The sequence below is a fragment of the Streptomyces sp. NPDC001020 genome (assembly GCF_053599115.1).
In genome coordinates this window covers 45,114-62,584 of record NZ_JBSFLQ010000019.1, presented here as the reverse complement: position 1 = coordinate 62,584, position 17,471 = coordinate 45,114, and the positions used below count along the sequence as shown (strand labels likewise).

Annotated in this window: 15 protein-coding genes; 12 read left to right on the top strand and 3 right to left on the bottom strand. The window is 71.0% G+C overall.

The window, feature by feature from the left end; all coding sequences use genetic code 11:
* Positions 1–93: 93 nt before the first annotated feature.
* Positions 94–1,257, top strand: a complete 1,164-nt coding sequence (locus tag ACWDEX_RS19635; RefSeq protein ID WP_450464862.1) for a cysteine desulfurase family protein — start codon at positions 94–96, stop codon at positions 1,255–1,257.
* Positions 1,258–1,268: 11 nt separating this feature from the next.
* Here ACWDEX_RS19635 and ACWDEX_RS19630 read toward each other — a convergent pair whose 3' ends face one another.
* Positions 1,269–1,934 (bottom strand): N-acetylmuramoyl-L-alanine amidase, encoded by a 666-nt coding sequence (locus ACWDEX_RS19630; RefSeq protein ID WP_450464861.1) that lies wholly within the window; start codon positions 1,932–1,934, stop codon positions 1,269–1,271.
* Between the two features lie 60 nt (positions 1,935–1,994).
* On the opposite strand from ACWDEX_RS19630, the gene mnmA reads away from it, so the two are divergent.
* Together mnmA and ACWDEX_RS19620 are read left to right on the top strand one after the other, a co-directional pair.
* Complete coding sequence (mnmA, locus tag ACWDEX_RS19625; RefSeq protein WP_450464860.1) at positions 1,995–3,125, top strand: tRNA 2-thiouridine(34) synthase MnmA; 1,131 nt, start codon at positions 1,995–1,997, stop codon at positions 3,123–3,125.
* A gap of 557 nt (positions 3,126–3,682) precedes the next feature.
* Positions 3,683–5,074 (top strand): globin domain-containing protein, encoded by a 1,392-nt coding sequence (locus ACWDEX_RS19620; protein WP_450464859.1) that lies wholly within the window; start codon positions 3,683–3,685, stop codon positions 5,072–5,074.
* A 40-nt stretch (positions 5,075–5,114) separates the two neighbouring features.
* Here ACWDEX_RS19620 and ACWDEX_RS19615 read toward each other — a convergent pair whose 3' ends face one another.
* A complete protein-coding gene (locus tag ACWDEX_RS19615) occupies positions 5,115–5,894 on the bottom strand; it encodes an alpha/beta fold hydrolase (protein ID WP_450464858.1) in 780 nt (259 codons plus the stop codon).
* A 35-nt stretch (positions 5,895–5,929) separates the two neighbouring features.
* Positions 5,930–6,253 carry a DUF427 domain-containing protein gene (locus tag ACWDEX_RS19610; protein WP_450464857.1) on the bottom strand — a complete coding sequence of 108 codons (324 nt, stop codon included), beginning with the start codon at positions 6,251–6,253 and terminating at the stop codon, positions 5,930–5,932.
* A gap of 50 nt (positions 6,254–6,303) precedes the next feature.
* Between ACWDEX_RS19610 and ACWDEX_RS19605 the strand changes: the two genes are divergently transcribed.
* The 9 genes from ACWDEX_RS19605 (at position 6,304) to gatB (ending at position 17,317) form a co-directional block, all read left to right on the top strand.
* A complete protein-coding gene (locus ACWDEX_RS19605; protein ID WP_450464855.1) occupies positions 6,304–6,843 on the top strand; it encodes an LOG family protein in 540 nt (179 codons plus the stop codon).
* A 26-nt stretch (positions 6,844–6,869) separates the two neighbouring features.
* Positions 6,870–7,568, top strand: coding sequence for an SDR family oxidoreductase (locus tag ACWDEX_RS19600; protein ID WP_450464854.1), 699 nt, complete (start codon positions 6,870–6,872; stop codon positions 7,566–7,568).
* Between the two features lie 146 nt (positions 7,569–7,714).
* Entirely contained in the window at positions 7,715–8,722 is a 1,008-nt protein-coding gene (locus tag ACWDEX_RS19595; RefSeq protein WP_450464852.1) for a methionine synthase, read from the top strand.
* Positions 8,723–8,737: 15 nt separating this feature from the next.
* Positions 8,738–10,933: an NAD-dependent DNA ligase LigA gene (ligA, locus tag ACWDEX_RS19590; protein WP_450464851.1), complete on the top strand. Its 2,196-nt coding sequence runs from the start codon at positions 8,738–8,740 to the stop codon at positions 10,931–10,933.
* Between the two features lie 228 nt (positions 10,934–11,161).
* Entirely contained in the window at positions 11,162–13,486 is a 2,325-nt protein-coding gene (locus ACWDEX_RS19585) for an EAL domain-containing protein (RefSeq protein WP_450464850.1), read from the top strand.
* A gap of 256 nt (positions 13,487–13,742) precedes the next feature.
* On the top strand, positions 13,743–14,039 hold the full coding sequence (gene gatC, locus ACWDEX_RS19580) for an Asp-tRNA(Asn)/Glu-tRNA(Gln) amidotransferase subunit GatC (RefSeq protein ID WP_371214669.1): 297 nt from the start codon (positions 13,743–13,745) through the stop codon (positions 14,037–14,039).
* A gap of 6 nt (positions 14,040–14,045) precedes the next feature.
* Positions 14,046–15,548: an Asp-tRNA(Asn)/Glu-tRNA(Gln) amidotransferase subunit GatA gene (gene gatA / locus ACWDEX_RS19575; RefSeq protein ID WP_450464849.1), complete on the top strand. Its 1,503-nt coding sequence runs from the start codon at positions 14,046–14,048 to the stop codon at positions 15,546–15,548.
* Positions 15,545–15,787 carry a hypothetical protein gene (locus ACWDEX_RS19570; protein WP_450464848.1) on the top strand — a complete coding sequence of 81 codons (243 nt, stop codon included), beginning with the start codon at positions 15,545–15,547 and terminating at the stop codon, positions 15,785–15,787. Before gatA ends, ACWDEX_RS19570 begins: the two co-directional genes overlap by 4 nt.
* A 15-nt stretch (positions 15,788–15,802) precedes the next feature.
* Positions 15,803–17,317 carry an Asp-tRNA(Asn)/Glu-tRNA(Gln) amidotransferase subunit GatB gene (gatB, locus tag ACWDEX_RS19565; RefSeq protein ID WP_450464846.1) on the top strand — a complete coding sequence of 505 codons (1,515 nt, stop codon included), beginning with the start codon at positions 15,803–15,805 and terminating at the stop codon, positions 17,315–17,317.
* Positions 17,318–17,471: the final 154 nt, after the last annotated feature.

The following is a 17,471-nucleotide window of genomic DNA, read 5'->3' as shown; positions in this document are numbered from 1 at the left end:
TCGTGCGGAGCCGCCCGAGGCCCCGGGTGCGCCGGTTCCAGGCGCCTCCGGGGCTGAGGCCGCGGGGGGTGGGCCCGTAGAATCGGCCGCACCATGGCATACCTCGACCACGCAGCGACCACCCCGATGCTTCCCGAGGCGGCAGAGGTCCTGACCGCGCAGCTCGGCATCACCGGCAACGCCTCCTCGCTGCACGCGTCGGGCCGCCGAGCGAGGCGCACCGCCGAAGAGGCCCGCGAGACCCTCGCCGAAGCGCTGGGCGCCCGGCCCAGCGAAGTCGTCTTCACCTCCGGCGGCACCGAGGCCGACAACCTCGCCGTGAAGGGCCTGTACTGGTCCCGCCGTGACGCCGACCCCGCCCGTACCCGCGTTCTCGCCAGTCCCGTCGAACACCACGCGGTCCTCGACGCCGTCGACTGGCTCGGTGAGCACGAGGGCGCCACCGTCGAGTACCTGCCCGTCGACGCCTGCGGCCGAGTCCACCCCGAGGCTCTGCGTGAAGCCATCGCGCGCAACCCTGACGACGTCGCCCTCGCCACCGTGATGTGGGCCAACAACGAGATCGGCACGATCATGCCGGTCCGCGAACTCGCCGATGTGGCAGCGGAGTTCGGTGTGCCGCTGCACGCCGACGCGGTCCAGGCCTTCGGGCAGCTCCCGGTCGGCTTCGAGGCCTCCGGACTCGCCGCGATGACGGTCTCCGGCCACAAGATCGGCGGCCCGTACGGCATCGGCGCGCTGCTGCTCGGCCGCGAGTACAGCCCCGTTCCCGTGCTGCACGGCGGCGGCCAGGAACGCCATGTACGCTCCGGCACCCTCGACGTTCCGGCCATCGCCTCCTTCGCGGTCGCCGGACGGCTCGCCGCCGAGCAGCACGAGTGGTTCGCCCGTGAGATCGGCGCCCTGCGCGACGACCTGATCGACGCGGTCCGTACCGCGGTACCGGACGCGATCCTGGGCGGGGACCCGGTGGACCGGCTCCCGGCCAACGCGCACTTCACCTTCCCGGGCTGCGAGGGCGACTCCCTGCTCCTGCTGCTGGACGCGCAGGGCATCGAGTGCTCCACCGGCTCCGCCTGCACGGCCGGTGTGGCCCAGCCGAGCCACGTCCTCCTCGCCACCGGCGCCGCCCCGGACCTCGCCCGCGGCACCCTCCGCTTCTCCCTCGGCCACACGTCCACGCAGGCCGACGTCGAGGCGGTCGCCAAGGCGATCGGCCCCGCCGTGGAACGGGCTCGGAGCGCGGGGCTGAGCTGACGGCACAGGCGCTACGCCGTCGCGGCCCTCTCCCGCCGTACGGACCGTAGGTACCGGTCCCAGTCCCAGTGCGGCCCCGGATCCGTGTGGTCCGTGCCCGGCACCTCGTCGTGCCCGATGACGTGCTCGCGGTCCACCGGTATGCCGTACCGCCCGCATATCCCGGCCGTGAGCCGCGCCGACGCCGCGTACATCGCGTCCGTGAAGGAGGCGGCGCGCTCCACGTAGCCCTCGTGCTCGATGCCGACGCTGCGTTCGTTGAACTGCCGGTTGCCCGCGTGGAACGCCACGTCCAGCTCGCGGATCATCTGGGTGACATGGCCGTCCGCACGCACGATGTAATGCGCCGCCGCGCCGTGCGCAGGGTCCTGGAACACCTTCACCGCGCTGCGGTAACCGCCTTGTGTGACATGGATGACCACCCGGTCTATGCGGTAGTCGGCGGGCCGGTCGGCGCGGCGCAGATTCGCCGGCGACGCCGCCACCCACTGCGCTCCCCGGAAGTCGACCGCGCCCTCCACTCGGGGCTTCTCGACACCGGGCAGCCGCCACCACAGGTGCGCCAGCCCCTCCCGGGCCAGAGCGGCCGTACCCACCGCGGCGGCTGTGCCCCCGACGATCAGCGCCCGCCGACCCAGCCGCCGGTCGCCGTCCCTCACCACTTTCCGATCCCCCATATGGCAGTCAACGGATACTCTCGCGCCCCGGTTCCCCCGGCCCCGTACCCTGGAAGGGTTATGACTGAGACCCCGCAGCGCCCCCTCCGTGTCCTCGCCGCCATGTCCGGCGGGGTCGACTCCGCCGTCGCCGCTGCCCGCGCCGCCGAAGCGGGCCACGACGTCACCGGCGTCCACCTCGCGCTCTCCGCGAACCCGCAGTCGTTCCGCACGGGCGCGCGGGGCTGTTGCACCATCGAGGACTCGCGCGACGCCCGCCGCGCCGCGGACGTCATCGGCATCCCCTTCTACGTGTGGGACCTCGCCGAGCGGTTCCGCGAGGACGTGGTGGAGGATTTCATCGCCGAGTACGAGGCCGGGCGCACCCCGAACCCCTGTCTGCGATGCAACGAGAAGATCAAGTTCGCGGCGCTGCTCGACAAGGCCCTCGCCCTGGGCTTCGACGCGGTCTGCACCGGCCATTACGCCAAGATCGTCACGCTCGACGACGGCACGCGCGAACTGCACCGAGCCTCCGACATGGCGAAGGACCAGTCCTACGTCCTCGGCGTGCTCGACGAGAAGCAGCTCGCGCACGCGATGTTCCCGCTCGGCGACACGCTCACCACGAAGGACGAGATCCGCGCGGAGGCCGAGCGCCGCGGCCTCGCGGTCGCCAAGAAGCCCGACTCGCACGACATCTGCTTCATCGCGGACGGCGACACCCAGGGCTTCCTCGCCCAGCGGCTCGGCAGGGCGGAGGGCGACATCGTCGACGAGTCCGGCACCAGGCTGGGCACGCACGAGGGCGCGTACGGCTACACGATCGGCCAGCGCAAGGGCCTGAGGATCGGCACCCCCGCGCCCGACGGCAAGCCCCGCTACGTCCTGGACATCTCCCCGGTCACCAACACGGTGACGGTCGGCCCGGCGTCCTCCCTGGACGTCACCGCCCTGACCGCGATCAAGCCCCGCTGGTGCGGGGCGCCCCCGACCGGCCCCGGCACCTACACGGCCCAGCTCCGCGCCCACGGCGGCGAGACGGAGGTGACCGCCGAGCCGGTCGCCGGCGGCCTCAGCTTGCGCTTCACCGAGCCGGTCCGCGGAGTGGCCCCCGGCCAGGCGATCGTTCTCTACGACGGCACGCGCGTGGTCGGCTCCGCCACCATCGCGTCCACGGTCCGTGCGGAGGGCGCGGCCTCGGCGGTGTGACACGGGCCGCGGGCCGCCCGTGGACCCGTGCTCCCAAAACGTCACCGGGTGGCAACCCGCCATTCACCGCTGGGCCTTGTCCTGGTCCAGGAACTGTGCCATCTTCGGGCACCCGGGTATGGAGCCGGGTTTCGCGGACTCCTCCGACGGGTGCTTCCGGACGATGACGAGCGCGAGCGCCAGTTCGAGGCGGGGAAGCCGCGACTACGGCGGACAAGGTGAAGCGATCATCTGACGCCAGGGCCGAAAGTCCTTGATCATCGGGACCTTTTGCCTGGTGAAAGGGCTCTTTGGACGGGTCCTCAGGGTCCGACTCGGCGATGTAATAGCAGCGCGCCCTCCGGCTGCCCGCCGGAGGATGCCGCCGTCCTGCCCACCACTCACCGTCGTCGCCGCCACAAGCGGCGGTTCGGCGTGGGCGCGGGCGGTGCCCTATACCCGCAGATAGGAAGCCGCGCCATGCCCTGCCCCGCCACTCCCGCCCTCGCCGTCCGCGCCGCGGCCACGGCCCGCCGGGACGGCGCCGTATGTGGCATGTGCGCGAGGAAGACTCGCTGATGACTGCCACGGACGAGATCCCGAGGCGGTGCGGCCGTGAGGAGAGCACGATCATGGACAACGGCAACAGGACGAGGGACAGCAGGAAGGGCGCCGAGTACCACGCGCTGCTGGCGCGACGGGACGCGATGCGCCTGCGTGACCAGATGCTCGCCCCGTCCCGTGGTGTGGAGAAGGCGAGTGCCCCCTCGTACGACGCCTACGACGGGGCCGCCGACCAGGAACTCATCGTCCAGAACCTGGCCGCCATCACCCCGTTCGGTGAACTCATCGCCCACCTCTACGACGCCATGTTCGAGCGGCACCCCTATCTGCGGCAGCTTTTCCCCGAGTCGATGGAGTTCCAGAAGGCTCACCTGGAGCGGGCCTTCTGGTACCTGATCGAGCACCTGCACAAGCCTGATGAAGTGACCGCGTTCTGCACCCAGTTGGGCCGTGACCACCGCAAGCTCGGCGTGCAGCCCGTGCACTTCCAGGTGTTCGAGTCCGCGCTCGCCGAGGGGCTGTACCGGTGCTCCGGCGGCCGGCTCGACGAGGGGGTGGAGCGGGCGTGGCTGCGCATGGTGCGTTTCGCCGCCGCGGGCATGGTGGCGGGCTCGAACAGCGCGCTGGCCGAACCGCCCGCGTGGCACGGCACGGTGACGTCCCACCAGCTGCGCCGCCCGGACCTCGCGGTGCTCCGGGTGCGCACCGCGGAGCCGTACCCGTATCGGCCCGGCCAGTACGCGACCCTCGAATCCCCGCTGCTGCCGCACACCTGGCGCCCCTACACGTTCGCAGGCGCCTCCGCAGTGGACGGCGAACTGGAGTTCCATGTCCGCCGCACCGGTCCGGGCGGCGTGAGCGACGCCCTGACCCTGCGGACCCGCGTCGGCGACACGCTGCGCCTCGGCCCCGCGCAGGGCACGGCAACCCTGGAGGACGACCTGAAGCGGGACGTGCTCATCGTGGCCGGCGGCACCGGATGGGCCACCGGCCGGGCGCTGCTGGAGGAACTGGCCCTGCGGCGCGCGCCGGGCCGTAGAGCCCACCTCTTCCTCGGTGTCCGCACCGCCGAGGAGCTGTACGACGCGCAGGCCCTGGCCCGGTTGGAGAACCGTTGCCCCTGGCTGCGGGTGGTCCCGGTGATCGACGAGGGCCCGGGGGCGTCCGCGGACGGCTCGGTGGCCGAGGCGATGGCCCGGCACGGGGACTGGTCCGAGCACGTCGCCTACGTCAGCGGCCCGCCCGCGATGGTCACCTCGGTGGTCTGGCGGCTGTCCGGTCTCGGGCTGCCGGCCGACCGCATCCGCCACGATCCGGTCGCCGGCATGGTTCCCCTGCCCTCCTACGCTCACCTGTCCCGGCCGACGGGCCCCGCGATGGGACGTGTGGCCGAAGTGGCGATGTGACGAACGGCCCGGCACGTGCGCTGCCGGGCACCCCGGGGTGTCAGGCCCCGAAGAACTCCGCCAGCACCGGGGCGAGCGCCTGCGGTTCCACCATGTGGTTCTGGTCCTCCAGGACGTGGTAGCGGCCCTCGGGCGCCGCGTCCGCGACCGCCTCGCTCGCCCGGCGCAGCCACGGGGGACTCGCGTCGCCTGCGATGGCCAGGACGGGAACGGTGACCGAGGCCAGTCGGTACCGGGGCACCAGACCGTCGCCCATCACGGCGTTGTCGTAAGCGAGGGTCGGCGCGAGCGCCTCCATGCCCGCCCACATGGGTGACCGGCGGGCGTTCGCGATCATCTCCGGAGCAAGGCCGGTGAGCCCGAGGAACAGGGCGACCGCGTCCCCGCGCCGGCCCTGGGCCAGTGCTTCGGTGAGGTTCCGGGTGTACTCGGCTCGCTCGCCGGCGCCGCCCCCGTAGTCGGCGAACGGCGTTTCGTAGACGGCGACCCGGCGGACCGGCAGCCCGCAGGCCGCCGCCTCCAGTGCCAGCGCACCGCCCGTCGAGATGCCGTAGAGCGATGCCTCGCCGCCGGCGGCCTCGATGAGCGCCGCGAGGTCCTCGACCTCGCGGGCCACCGCGTACGGCGCCGTGTCACCGCTCCCGCCGCGGCCCCGGCGGTCGTACACGATGACGCCGAAGTCGTCGGAGAGGCGCGCGGCCAGGGGCGCCACCGTGGCGCCCGTGGACATCGCGCCGCTCACGAGGACGACCGCCGGGCCCTGTCCGGTGCGTCGGTACGCGATGCGGGTGCCGTCGCGAGAGATGGTCTGCTTGTCCATCTGTGCAGACTGCCGCAGTCCAGGGCGTTCCTCGGTTACGACACCTCCGCGTCGTAGAAGCAGAAGTGGTCCTTGAGCTGGGCGACATCCGCCTTGGGGACCGGATACGCCCAGACGAGGTCGGCGGCGTCCGGCAGGGACCAGTACGACGCTGTGCCCTTGAAGGGGCAGACGGTGTGGGTCTCGGAAGGGGTCAGCAGTTCGAGGCGTACGTCCTCGGCCGGAATGTAGTACCGGTCGGGACAACCGGTCTCGCGCAGTACGAGGGGGCGGTCGGTCTCCGCGAGGACCTGTCCGTCGTGCACCACGCGCACGTGCCGGTCGCCCTGCTCGATGATGATGGTGTGTCCGTCGGTCATATCGGGGAAGCGCTCGCGGGCCCCTGGTTCTTCCCGCGTACGGTATCGGCATGAATATCTGTGTCTTCCTCTCCGCCGCCGACCTCGCCGACCGCTACACACGCCCCGCGCGTGAGTTCGCCGCCCTGCTGGGCAAGGGCGGGCACACCCTGGTGTGGGGCGGTTCCGACGTCGGACTGATGAAGGTGGTAGCCGACGGAGTGGAAGAGGCAGGCGGCAGGCTGCTGGGCGTGTCCGTCGAGTTCCTGGAGGCCAAGGCCCGGGCGGGCGTCGACGAGATGGTGGTCGCGAAGGACCTCGCCGAGCGCAAGAGGCTGCTCCTGGAGAAGGCCGACGCGGTCGTGATCATGGTCGGCGGGACCGGAACGCTCGACGAGGCGACCGAGATCCTGGAGCTGAAGAAGCACGGACACACCGACAAGCCGGTGGTCCTCCTGAACACGGCGGGCTTCTACGACGGTCTGAAGGAGCAGTTCCGGCGCATGGAGGACGAGGGCTTCCTGCCGCGGCCGCTCGCGGAACTGGTGTTCTTCGCCGAGGAGCCGGTGGGGGCGCTGGCGTATCTGGAGGAGTCGCACGGGATCCGATAGCCGTCCGTGAGCCCCCTGGTGCGAGCATGGCGGGTATGGCTACACATGTGATCACCGGAGCCGGCTCCGGCATCGGCGCGGCCGTGGCCCGCCGTTTGCACGCGCGCGGGGACGACCTCGTCCTGCACGCGCGCGACGCGGGGAGGGCGAAGGAGCTGGCGGCGGAGTTCCCCGGGGCGAAGACCCTGGTGGGCGACCTCGGGGACCCGGACAAGCTGTCCTGGGCCTTCTCGCACCAGACCCTGCCGGACCGGGTGGACTCGCTCCTGCACATCGCGGGAGTGGTCGACCTGGGCCCGGTGGGCGAGCTGACCCCGAAGTCCTGGCACCACCAGCTCAACGTCAACCTGATCGCCCCCGCCGAGCTGACCCGCCACTTCCTGCCCCAGCTCCGTGCCGCACGCGGCCATGTGGTGTTCGTGAACTCGGGTGCGGGCCTGAACGCCCACGCGTCGTGGTCGGCGTACGCGGCCTCCAAGCACGGCCTGAAGGCCCTCGCGGACTCCCTGCGCATCGAGGAGCACGCGAACGGCGTGCGGGTCACCTCGGTCTACCCGGGCCGCACCGCGAGTCCGATGCAGGTCAAGGTGCACCAGCAGGAGGGCAAGCCGTACGACCCGTCCCAGTGGATCGACCCCGAGTCGGTGGCGACGACGATCCTGATGTCCCTGGACCTGCCGCGGGACGCGGAGGTCAACGATCTGACGGTACGCCCGGGCGGCTGACGTCCCGGGGCGTCTCGCTTCGGGTCATGCCGGGCTCGCCCGGCGCCGCTCCCTGACCGGCCTGAGTCGAACGGGAGACCCTGGGGCCGTTCCAGACGGCACCCCTGGAACGGCCCCACCCCCGGAGGGTTCCGTAGGCTTCCGGGGTGAGCGAAAACAGCCAGTTCAGGTTCGGTGCCGCCACCGGGGTCGGGTCCATGCCCGGCGGGGATGCGCGGGAGGCGGCCAAGACCGTCACCGGAAGCTTCGAGGATTTCCCGTTTCTTGCCGAGTTGCCGGCCCGTGGGCCCGGTGCGGACATGATCGGGCGGACCGCCGGGATGCTCGTCGACCTGTACGCGCGCGTGGAGCCCAGCGGCTGGCGGTTCGGGGACAGGCCGGGGCGGGACACCAAGCGGGCCCGCTCCTGGCTCGGCGAGGACCTCGACGCGCTGGAGGAGTTCACACAAGGGTACGAAGGGCCGCTGAAGGTCCAGGCCGTCGGGCCCTGGACGCTGGCCGCGGCGCTCGAGCTGAAGAGCGGCGAGGCCGCCCTTTCCGACCCCGGCGCCTGCCGCGACCTCGCCGGATCGCTCACCGAGGGGCTGCGCCTCCACCTCGACGAGGTGCGGCGGCGCGTGCCCGGTGCCGGGCTCGTCCTGCAGCTCGACGAGCCGTCGCTCACCTCCGTACTGCGCGGGCAGGTGAGGACCGCGAGCGGCTACCGGACCCACCGGGCCGTCGACCGGCAGATCGTCGAGGCCACGCTGAGGGACGTCGTCGGCGTGCACGCCGACGGCCCGGTCGTGGTGCACTCGTGCGCCCCTGACGTGCCGTTCGCCCTCCTCCGCAGGGCGGGGGCCGCCGCGGTCTCCTTCGACTTCTCACTCCTCACCGAACGTGACGACGACGTGATCGGTGAGGCGGTGGAAGGGGGCACCCGGCTCTTCGCCGGCGTCGTCCCGGGCACGGACGGCCCATTGTCAGACCCTGCCGGTAGCGTCATGGGTGTCAGGACGCTGTGGCGCAGGCTGGGGCTGCATCCGGGGCTTCTCGCGGAAGCGGTCACGCTCACGCCGACGTGCGGGCTCGCGGGCGCTTCCCCGGACTACGCGCGCAGGGCGCTCGCCCACTGCGTCCGGGCGGCGAGATCCCTCGCTGACAACCCTGAGTAACGGGAGGACAACACGGTGGCCGGCGACAAGCAAGCGGAGACGACGGTGCCCGCCGAGGCGCGGGAGCAGCACGCGCAGCTCGCTGAGCAGATCGAGGAGCACCGCTTCCGGTACTACGTGAAGGACGCTCCCGTCATCAGTGACGCGGAGTTCGACCGGCTCTTGCGTTCCCTGGAATCGCTGGAGGAGCAGTATTCCGAGCTGCGCACCCCCGACTCGCCGACCCAGAAGGTCGCGGGGGCCTACGCGACGGAGTTCACGGCCGTCGAGCACCGCGCGCGCATGCTCTCCCTCGACAACGCGTTCGATGACGCGGAACTCGCCGCCTGGGCCGACCGCATCGTCAAGGAGGTCGGCACCTCCGGCTACCACTTCCTGTGCGAGCTCAAGGTCGACGGTCTCGCGGTCAACCTGACGTACGAGCACGGCCGCCTCACGCGCGCGGCGACCCGTGGCGACGGCCGCACCGGAGAGGACATCACCCCCAATGTGCGGACGATCGCGGGTATTCCGGATCGCCTCAAGGGTGACCGTGTCCCCGACCTCGTGGAGATCCGCGGCGAGGTCTACTTCCCGATGGAGAAGTTCGAGGAGCTGAACGCCCGTCTGGTGGAAGGCGGCGACAAGCCCTTCGCCAACCCGCGGAACGCAGCGGCGGGTTCCCTGCGCCAGAAGGACCCGCGCATCACGGCCACCCGCCCGCTGTACATGGTGGTGCACGGCATCGGCGCCCTTGAGGGCTTCAAGGACGGCCTCACCCGCCTCTCCGAGGCGTACGAACTGCTGCAGTCCTGGGGTCTTCCCACCGCCAGGCACAACGAGGTGGTCGACGACCTCGACGGCGTACGGGAGTTCATCGCGTACTTCGGCGAGCACCGCCACTCCGTGGAGCACGAGATCGACGGAGTCGTGGTCAAGCTCGACGAGATCCGGCTTCAGGGCCGTCTCGGCTCCACGGCTCGTGCACCCCGCTGGGCGATCGCCTACAAGTACGCGCCCGAAGAGGTCAACACCAAGCTGATCGACATCAAGGTGGGGGTCGGGCGTACCGGCCGAGTCACCCCGTACGCGCAGGTCGAACCGGTCACGGTGGCCGGTTCCGAGGTCGAGTTCGCCACCCTGCACAACCAGGACGTGGTCAAGGCCAAGGGCGTTCTCATCGGTGACACGGTGGTGCTTCGCAAGGCCGGTGACGTGATTCCGGAGATCCTCGGACCGGTCGTGGACCTGCGGGACGGCACTGAGCGCGAGTTCGTGATGCCCGCCGAGTGCCCGGAGTGCGGGACGCCCCTGCGGGCCATGAAGGAAGGCGACATCGACCTGCGCTGCCCCAACGCCCGTACCTGCCCGGCTCAGTTGAGGGAGCGCGTCTCCTACCTGGCGGGCCGGGAGTGCCTCGACATCGAGCACTTCGGCGACGTGGCGGCGGCCGCCCTCACCCGCCCCCTGGAGCCGGTCGATCCGCCGCTCGTCGACGAGGGTGATCTCTTCGACCTCACCGTGGAGAAGCTGCTTCCCATCAAGGCGTACGTCCTCGACCAGGACAGCGGCCTGCCCAAGCACGATCCCAAGACGGGCAAGGAGAAGATCGTCACGGTCTTCGCCAACCAGAAGGGCGAGCCGAAGAAGAACACGCTGGCGCTGCTCAGGAACATCGAGGAGGCCAAGGCGCGTCCGCTCGCCCGCTTCCTCAACGGGCTCTCCATCCGGCATGTCGGGCCGGTGGCGGCACAGGCCCTCGCCCGTGAGTTCCGCTCCGTCGACCGCATCGAGCAGGCCACCGAGGAGGAACTGGCGAGCACCGACGGGGTCGGCCCGATCATCGCCGCCTCCCTGAAGCAGTGGTTCGCCGAGGAGTGGCACCGGGAGATCGTCCGCAAGTGGAAGGCCGCCGGAGTACGGCTGGAGGAAGAGGGCTCCGGCGAGGAGGAGGGCCCGCGTCCGCTGGAGGGGCTCACCGTCGTGGTCACCGGCACCCTCGAACAGTTCACCCGTGACGGTGCGAAGGAGGCACTGCAGAACCGTGGCGCGAAAGTGACCGGTTCTGTTTCGAAGAAGACATCCTTCGTCGTCGTGGGCGAGAATCCTGGTTCGAAGTACGACAAGGCAATGCAGTTGAAGGTTCCGGTTCTCAACGAGGACGGTTTCACCGTCCTGTTGGAACAAGGACCGGAGGCGGCCAGCGAAGTGGCGCTTCCGACAGGGGAGTAGCGGACGAAGGTCACTTGTTCGGCGCATACCAGATGCATCCGGGTGACCGGGGCGCATTGAGGCAACCGTCGGCGACCGCTGCCCGTGGAAGCCTGCTGCGGCCTACTGTTGAGGGTGTGCGCCTACCGTGCCCGAACGCGTGGTGGGCTGTCAGGCACGGTGCGGTGGACGGTTCGTCGGGCATCGGGCCGCGTGGCGTCGGCACCGCCGGCTGTGAGAGGGACGGGAATGGATCGGACCGAGAGCGCCGCCCCGGACTCATGGTTGCGCTTGCGCCGGATGTCCGGTGCCTGGCGTGCGGGCCGCCGGGCAGCGCGGCTGCCGGAGCGTGTGGGCGCGGACGGCCGAAGTGCCGTGCCGGGGGTCGCCCCCGGACCCTCTTCACCGGGAGGGGCACCGAGGGCCGCCGTGGGCGCCGGACCCCTGCCCGGGGGAGCCCCCGGGACCGGTCCGCTCGCCGCCGGGCACCCGTCCGGGCCGCCCGGCCACGACGACGGAGGGCAGCCGTCCCGGCCCGTGCTGCCCGGGGTGGTGCTCGCGGCGGCCGGGCTGTTCCTCGGCGCCGGTTTCTACCACGCGTTCGGCGGACACCACGCGCTCTTCCCGTCCGGCACGGTCGGCTGGTCCCTGGCCGTCCTCACCGGCATCATCGTCGGCCACCTGGTCGCCCTCGGCCGCGCCCGCTGGTGGGGCGGCACGGGCTCGGGCGCCGCCCTGACCCTCGCCGTCCTGCTGCTGTACGGCTGGGTGCCCGCCGGAATGGTCAGCCTCACGGTCGTCGTACTCGTCGGCGTCGTCCGGCTGGGCTGCTGGCGGCAGGGCGTCCTGCACGGCGCGGTCGACATCCTCGGCATCGGCGCAGCGGCGCTCGTCCTGGCCGCCTTCGGACGCGTCCCGACCGTCGAGACGCCTTGGGACCCACAGAGCTGGACCGTCGCCGCCGTACCCGAGATCATCCTCGCCGCCGCCGCGTACCTCGCGGTGACCCGGCTGCTGGTGTGGTACCTGAACGCGCCCCGCATCGGCGGACTGCCGACCGTCGCCCGCACCGCGCTGGTCAGGCAGGGCCTCGTCGCCGTCGCGCTGCTCGGAATTGCGCCACTGCTCTGCGTCGTCGCCGCGACGCTTCCCATCCTGTTGCCGCTGTTCTCCGTCCCGCTCATCGCCCTCGACTCCACCCTGTGGATAGCCCGTGCCCGAGCCGAGGAGCAGTTGCGCGACCCGCTGACCGGGTTGCCCAACCGGCAGTGGCTGCTGGAGCGCACCTGGACGGCGCTCGACGACGCAGAGCGGATCGGGGCGCGATCCGCCCTGATGCTGATTGACCTCGACCGTTTCCGCTCCGTGAACGACACGCTCGGTCATCTCGCCGGTGACCGGCTGCTGCTGCAGATCGCCGAGCGGCTGCGACTGGCGCTGCCCCGCGGGGCGGAGGCCGCGCGGCTCGGCGGCGACGAGTTCGCCGTGTTGCTGCCCGTCGCGGACTCCGCGACGTCCGCGTCACGGGCGGCCCGCAACCTGGTGGCCGCGCTGGGCTCACCGCTCGACCTGGACGGGCTCACGCTCGTACTGGAGGCCAGCGCGGGCGTCGCTGTCTTCCCCGACCACGCTCTCGACGCGGAGGGGCTGCTGCGGCGGGCCGACGTCGCCATGTACCAGGCGAAGCGGGACCGTACGGGGGTGGAGGTGTACGAGTCCAAGCGGGACTCGAACACGCCTGACCGGCTCGGGCTGCTGGGGGATCTGCGGCGTGCGCTGGACGCGCACGAGGTGGAGCTGCATTACCAGCCGAAGGTCCGCTTCGACGGACAGGTCGCCGGTCTCGAGGCGCTCGTGCGGTGGATGCACCCCGAGCGTGGGAAGGTGCCGCCGGACGAGTTCATCGCGATCGCGGAGTCGTCCGGGCTGATGCCACACCTGACGGAGTACGTGCTGGAGACGGCGCTGGGCCAGGTGGCGCGGTGGCGCGCGCAGGGTCTGAAGGTCCCGGTGGCCGTCAACGTCTCCCCGCGTGACGTCCACACGCCGGGCTTCGCGGGCGCGGTGGCCGCGCGGCTGGCGCGGCACGGCGTCCCGGCGGGGGCGCTGCAGCTGGAGATAACGGAGCATGTGCTCCTGGAGGACCCGCAGCGGGCCGCGGACACGCTGGCCGGGCTGGCCGGGCACGGTGTGAAGATGTCGCTGGACGACTTCGGTACCGGGTACTCGTCGCTGGTGCATCTGCGGCGGTTGCCGGTGAGCGAACTGAAGATCGACCGGTCGTTCGTGGCCCGGCTGGCCGTGGACGCCCAGGACGCGGAGATCGTGCGCTGCACCGTGGACCTCGCGCACTCGCTGGGACTGCTCGTCGTCGCGGAGGGGGTCGAGGACGACGAGACGTGGGAGCGGCTGCGGGACCTGGGATGCGACGCGGTCCAGGGCTGGCTGGTCGCCGCCGCGATGCCGCCGGAGAAGACCACGGCGTGGCTGCTGGCACGGGGATCGAGGGGCTGGCAACGCCCGAAGGCCGCGCTGCCCGCGGCTGCCGCGGACGATCCGGGGCGGGTCGGCTAGCCTCGCTCCGACCCGGGCCGGATGGGGCCGCCCTCCGTCGCCGGTTTGCGGCGTGCCCGGTAAACCGGACGGCGATGTCGCCCACCTCACCTTCAAGGGCCTCAGGGGCGACGCCTTCGGCCGTGCTGTTCTCCGCCGTCCGACCGCGCGCGGTGCGGGTCACATCCGCACCGCCGGGAATCCGTTTCACGGGCACATGGCCCCGCGCCATAGGATTGAGCCCAAACCACACACTCTCACCCCAGAGGATCGCTGCATGCCTGGCATCACGCGCGAGGAGGTCGCCCACCTCGCCCGGCTGGCGCGTCTGGAGCTGAAGCCCGAAGAGCTCGAGCACTTCGCAGGCCAGCTCGACGACATCATCGGCGCGGTCGCCCGCGTCGGCGAGGTCGCCGACCAAGACGTACCGCCGACCTCTCACCCGCTTCCGCTGACGAACGTCATGCGCGCGGACGAGGTCCGTCCCTCGCTCACCCCCGAGCAGGCGCTTTCCGGCGCCCCGGCCCAGGAGCAGCAGCGTTTCAAGGTGCCGCAGATCCTGGGGGAGGAGTAGCCCGTCATGACGGACAAGAACAACATCATCCGGCTCACCGCCGCCGAGACCGCCGAGAAGATCGCTTCCGGCGAGCTCACGGCCGTCGAGGTCACCGAGGCCCACCTGGCCCGTATCGAGGCCATCGACGAGAAGGTGCACGCCTTCCTGCACGTCGACCGCGAGGGTGCCCTGGCACAGGCCCGCGCCGTCGACGAGAAGCGCGAGCGCGGCGAGAAGCTCGGCCCGCTGGCCGGCGTGCCGCTGGCGCTCAAGGACATCTTCACCACCGAGGGCGTTCCGACGACGGTCGGTTCGAAGATCCTCGAGGGCTGGATCCCGCCGTACGACGCCACGCTCACCAAGCGGCTGAAGGCCGCCGACGTGGTCATCCTCGGCAAGACCAACATGGACGAGTTCGCCATGGGGTCCTCCACCGAGAACAGCGCCTACGGGCCCACCGGCAACCCCTGGGACCTCACCCGTATCCCCGGTGGCTCCGGCGGTGGGTCGAGCGCCGCGCTGGCCTCCTTCCAGGCCCCCCTCGCCATCGGCACCGACACCGGCGGCTCCATCCGCCAGCCCGCGTCCGTCACCGGCACGGTCGGCGTCAAGCCCACGTACGGCGCCGTCTCCCGCTTCGGCATGGTCGCCTTCAGCAGCAGCCTCGACCAGGGCGGCCCCTGCGCCCGTACGGTTCTGGACGCAGCCCTCCTGCACGAGGTCATCGCCGGACACGACCCGCTCGACTCCACCTCCATCGACGCCCCGGTGCCGCCGGTCGTCGAGGCCGCGCGCAACGGCTCCGTGCAAGGCATGCGCATCGGTGTCGTCAAGCAGTTCCGCGGCGAGGGCTACCAGGCCGGTGTCGTGCAGCGCTTCGACGAGTCCGTCGCGCTCCTCAAGGAGCTGGGCGCCGAGATCGTCGAGCTGGACTGCCCCTCCTTCGACCTGGCGCTGGCCGCGTACTACCTGATCGCCCCGAGCGAGTGCTCGAGCAACCTCGCCCGTTTCGACGGTCTGCGCTACGGCCTGCGTGTCGCCGACGACGGGTCGCATTCCGCCGAGGAGGTCACCTCCCTCACCCGTGAGGCGGGCTTCGGTCCCGAGGTCAAGCGCCGCATCATGCTCGGCACGTACGCCCTCAGCTCCGGCTACTACGACGCGTACTACGGGTCCGCCCAGAAGGTCCGTACGCTCATCACCCGCGACTTCGAGAAGTCGTTCGAGCAGGTGGATGTGATCGTGTCGCCCACGACCCCCACCACCGCCTTCCCGATCGGCGAGCGCGCCGACGATCCGATGGCGATGTACCTGGCGGACCTGTGCACCATCCCGGTCAACATGGCCGGCAACGCCGCCATGTCGCTGCCCTGCGGCCTCGCGCCGGAGGACAACCTCCCGGTCGGTCTGCAGATCATCGCCCCGGCGATGAAGGACGACCGACTGTACAAGGTCGGCGCTGCCGTCGAGGCCGCCTTCGTGGAACAGTGGGGACACCCGCTTCTCGAGGAGGCTCCGTCGCTGTGAGTAAGGCACTGTCCAAGGCCAAGGGCTTCAAGCAGTCCAAGTCCGGTACGTACCTGTCCATGGCCACCACCGCCTATGGCGCGTTCGGCATCGCGAAGCAGGTCAAGAAGGCCCGCCGCGAGCACGACACGCTGCGCCTGATCGACGCCGCCGTGTCCGCCGCCGCCATCGTCACCGGTCTCGCCCTTCTCGTCCGCGAGCTGAAGCGGCTGGGCGACGACGACGTCCTGCTGGGCTGAGAGGGAAGTTTCACCGTGACCACCCTGACCGACCTGGTGTCGTACGAGGACGCGCTGGCGTCGTACGACCCCGTCATGGGCCTCGAGGTCCATGTCGAACTCGGCACCAAGACCAAGATGTTCTGCGGCTGTTCGACGGCGCTCGGCGCCGAGCCGAACTCGCAGACCTGCCCCACCTGCCTCGGCATGCCCGGCTCGCTCCCGGTCGTCAACGCGATCGGCGTGGAGTCCGCGGTCCGGATCGGTCTCGCACTGAACTGCGAGATCGCTAAGTGGTGCCGCTTCGCCCGGAAGAACTACTTCTATCCGGACATGCCGAAGAACTTCCAGACCTCCCAGTACGACGAGCCGATCGCCTTCAACGGCTACCTCGACGTGCAGCTGGAGGACGGCGAGACCTTCCGCGTGGAGATCGAGCGCGCCCACATGGAGGAGGACACCGGCAAGTCGACCCACGTCGGCGGCGCCACCGGCCGTATCCACGGTGCGTCCCACTCCCTGCTGGACTACAACCGTGCCGGCATCCCGCTCATCGAGATCGTCACCAAGCCGATCGTGGGTGCCGGCGAGCGCGCGCCCGAGGTGGCGAAGGCGTATGTGCGCGAGCTGCGCGAGCTGATCCGTGCGCTCGGCGTCTCCGAGGCCCGCATGGAGATGGGCCAGATGCGCTGTGACGTGAACCTGTCGCTGATGCCCAAGGGCGCCGACAAGTTCGGCACGCGCAGTGAGACCAAGAACGTCAACTCGCTGCGCTCCGTCGAGCGTGCCTGCCGCTTCGAGATCCAGCGCCACGCCGCGGTCCTGGACAACGGCGGCACGGTGATCCAGGAGACCCGTCACTTCCACGAGGACACGGGCTCGACGACCTCGGGCCGGGTGAAGGAAGAGGCCGAGGACTACCGGTACTTCCCCGAGCCGGACCTGGTCCCGGTCGCGCCCCCGCGCGAGTGGGTCGAGGAACTGCGCGCCGCGCTGCCGGAGCTGCCCCTCGTGCGCCGCAACCGGCTGCGCGAGGAGTGGGGCGTCTCCGCGACCGACATGCAGGCGATCCTCAACGCCGGTGCCCTCGACCTGATCGTCGCGACGATCGAGGAGGGCGCCGACGCGGCGTCCGCGCGCAAGTGGTGGATGGGCGAGCTGGCCCGCCACGCCAACGAGACCGGCAAGGCCCTGGACGAGCTGCCCATCACCGCGCAGCAGGTCGCTCGGGTCACCCGGCTCGTGGCCGACGGCGACCTCAACGACAAGCTGGCCCGCCAGGTCATCGAGGGCGTCCTCGCGGGCGAGGGCACCCCGGACGAGGTCGTCGACAAGCGCGGCCTGAAGGTCGTCTCCGACGAGGGCGCCCTGACCGTCGCCGTCGAGGAGGCCATCGCCGGTAACCCGGCCATCGCGGACAAGATCCGTGGCGGCAAGGTGGCCGCGGCCGGCGCCCTGGTCGGCGCCGTCATGAAGGCCACCCGTGGCCAGGCGGACGCCGCCCGCGTCAAGGAGCTGATCCTGGAGAAGCTGGGCGTCAGCGAGGGCTGAGAAAAGCCGTAGAACGGTCGCCCGGGGCGGTGCATCGAATGTGATGTACCGCCCCGAGTGCGTTTACAAGGGCCTTATGTGGCGACGGAGTTGCCGGCTTCGCCCTGTGAATCGAGTCGCATCCCTGTGAGTAAACCCACGAAAGCGACAAACG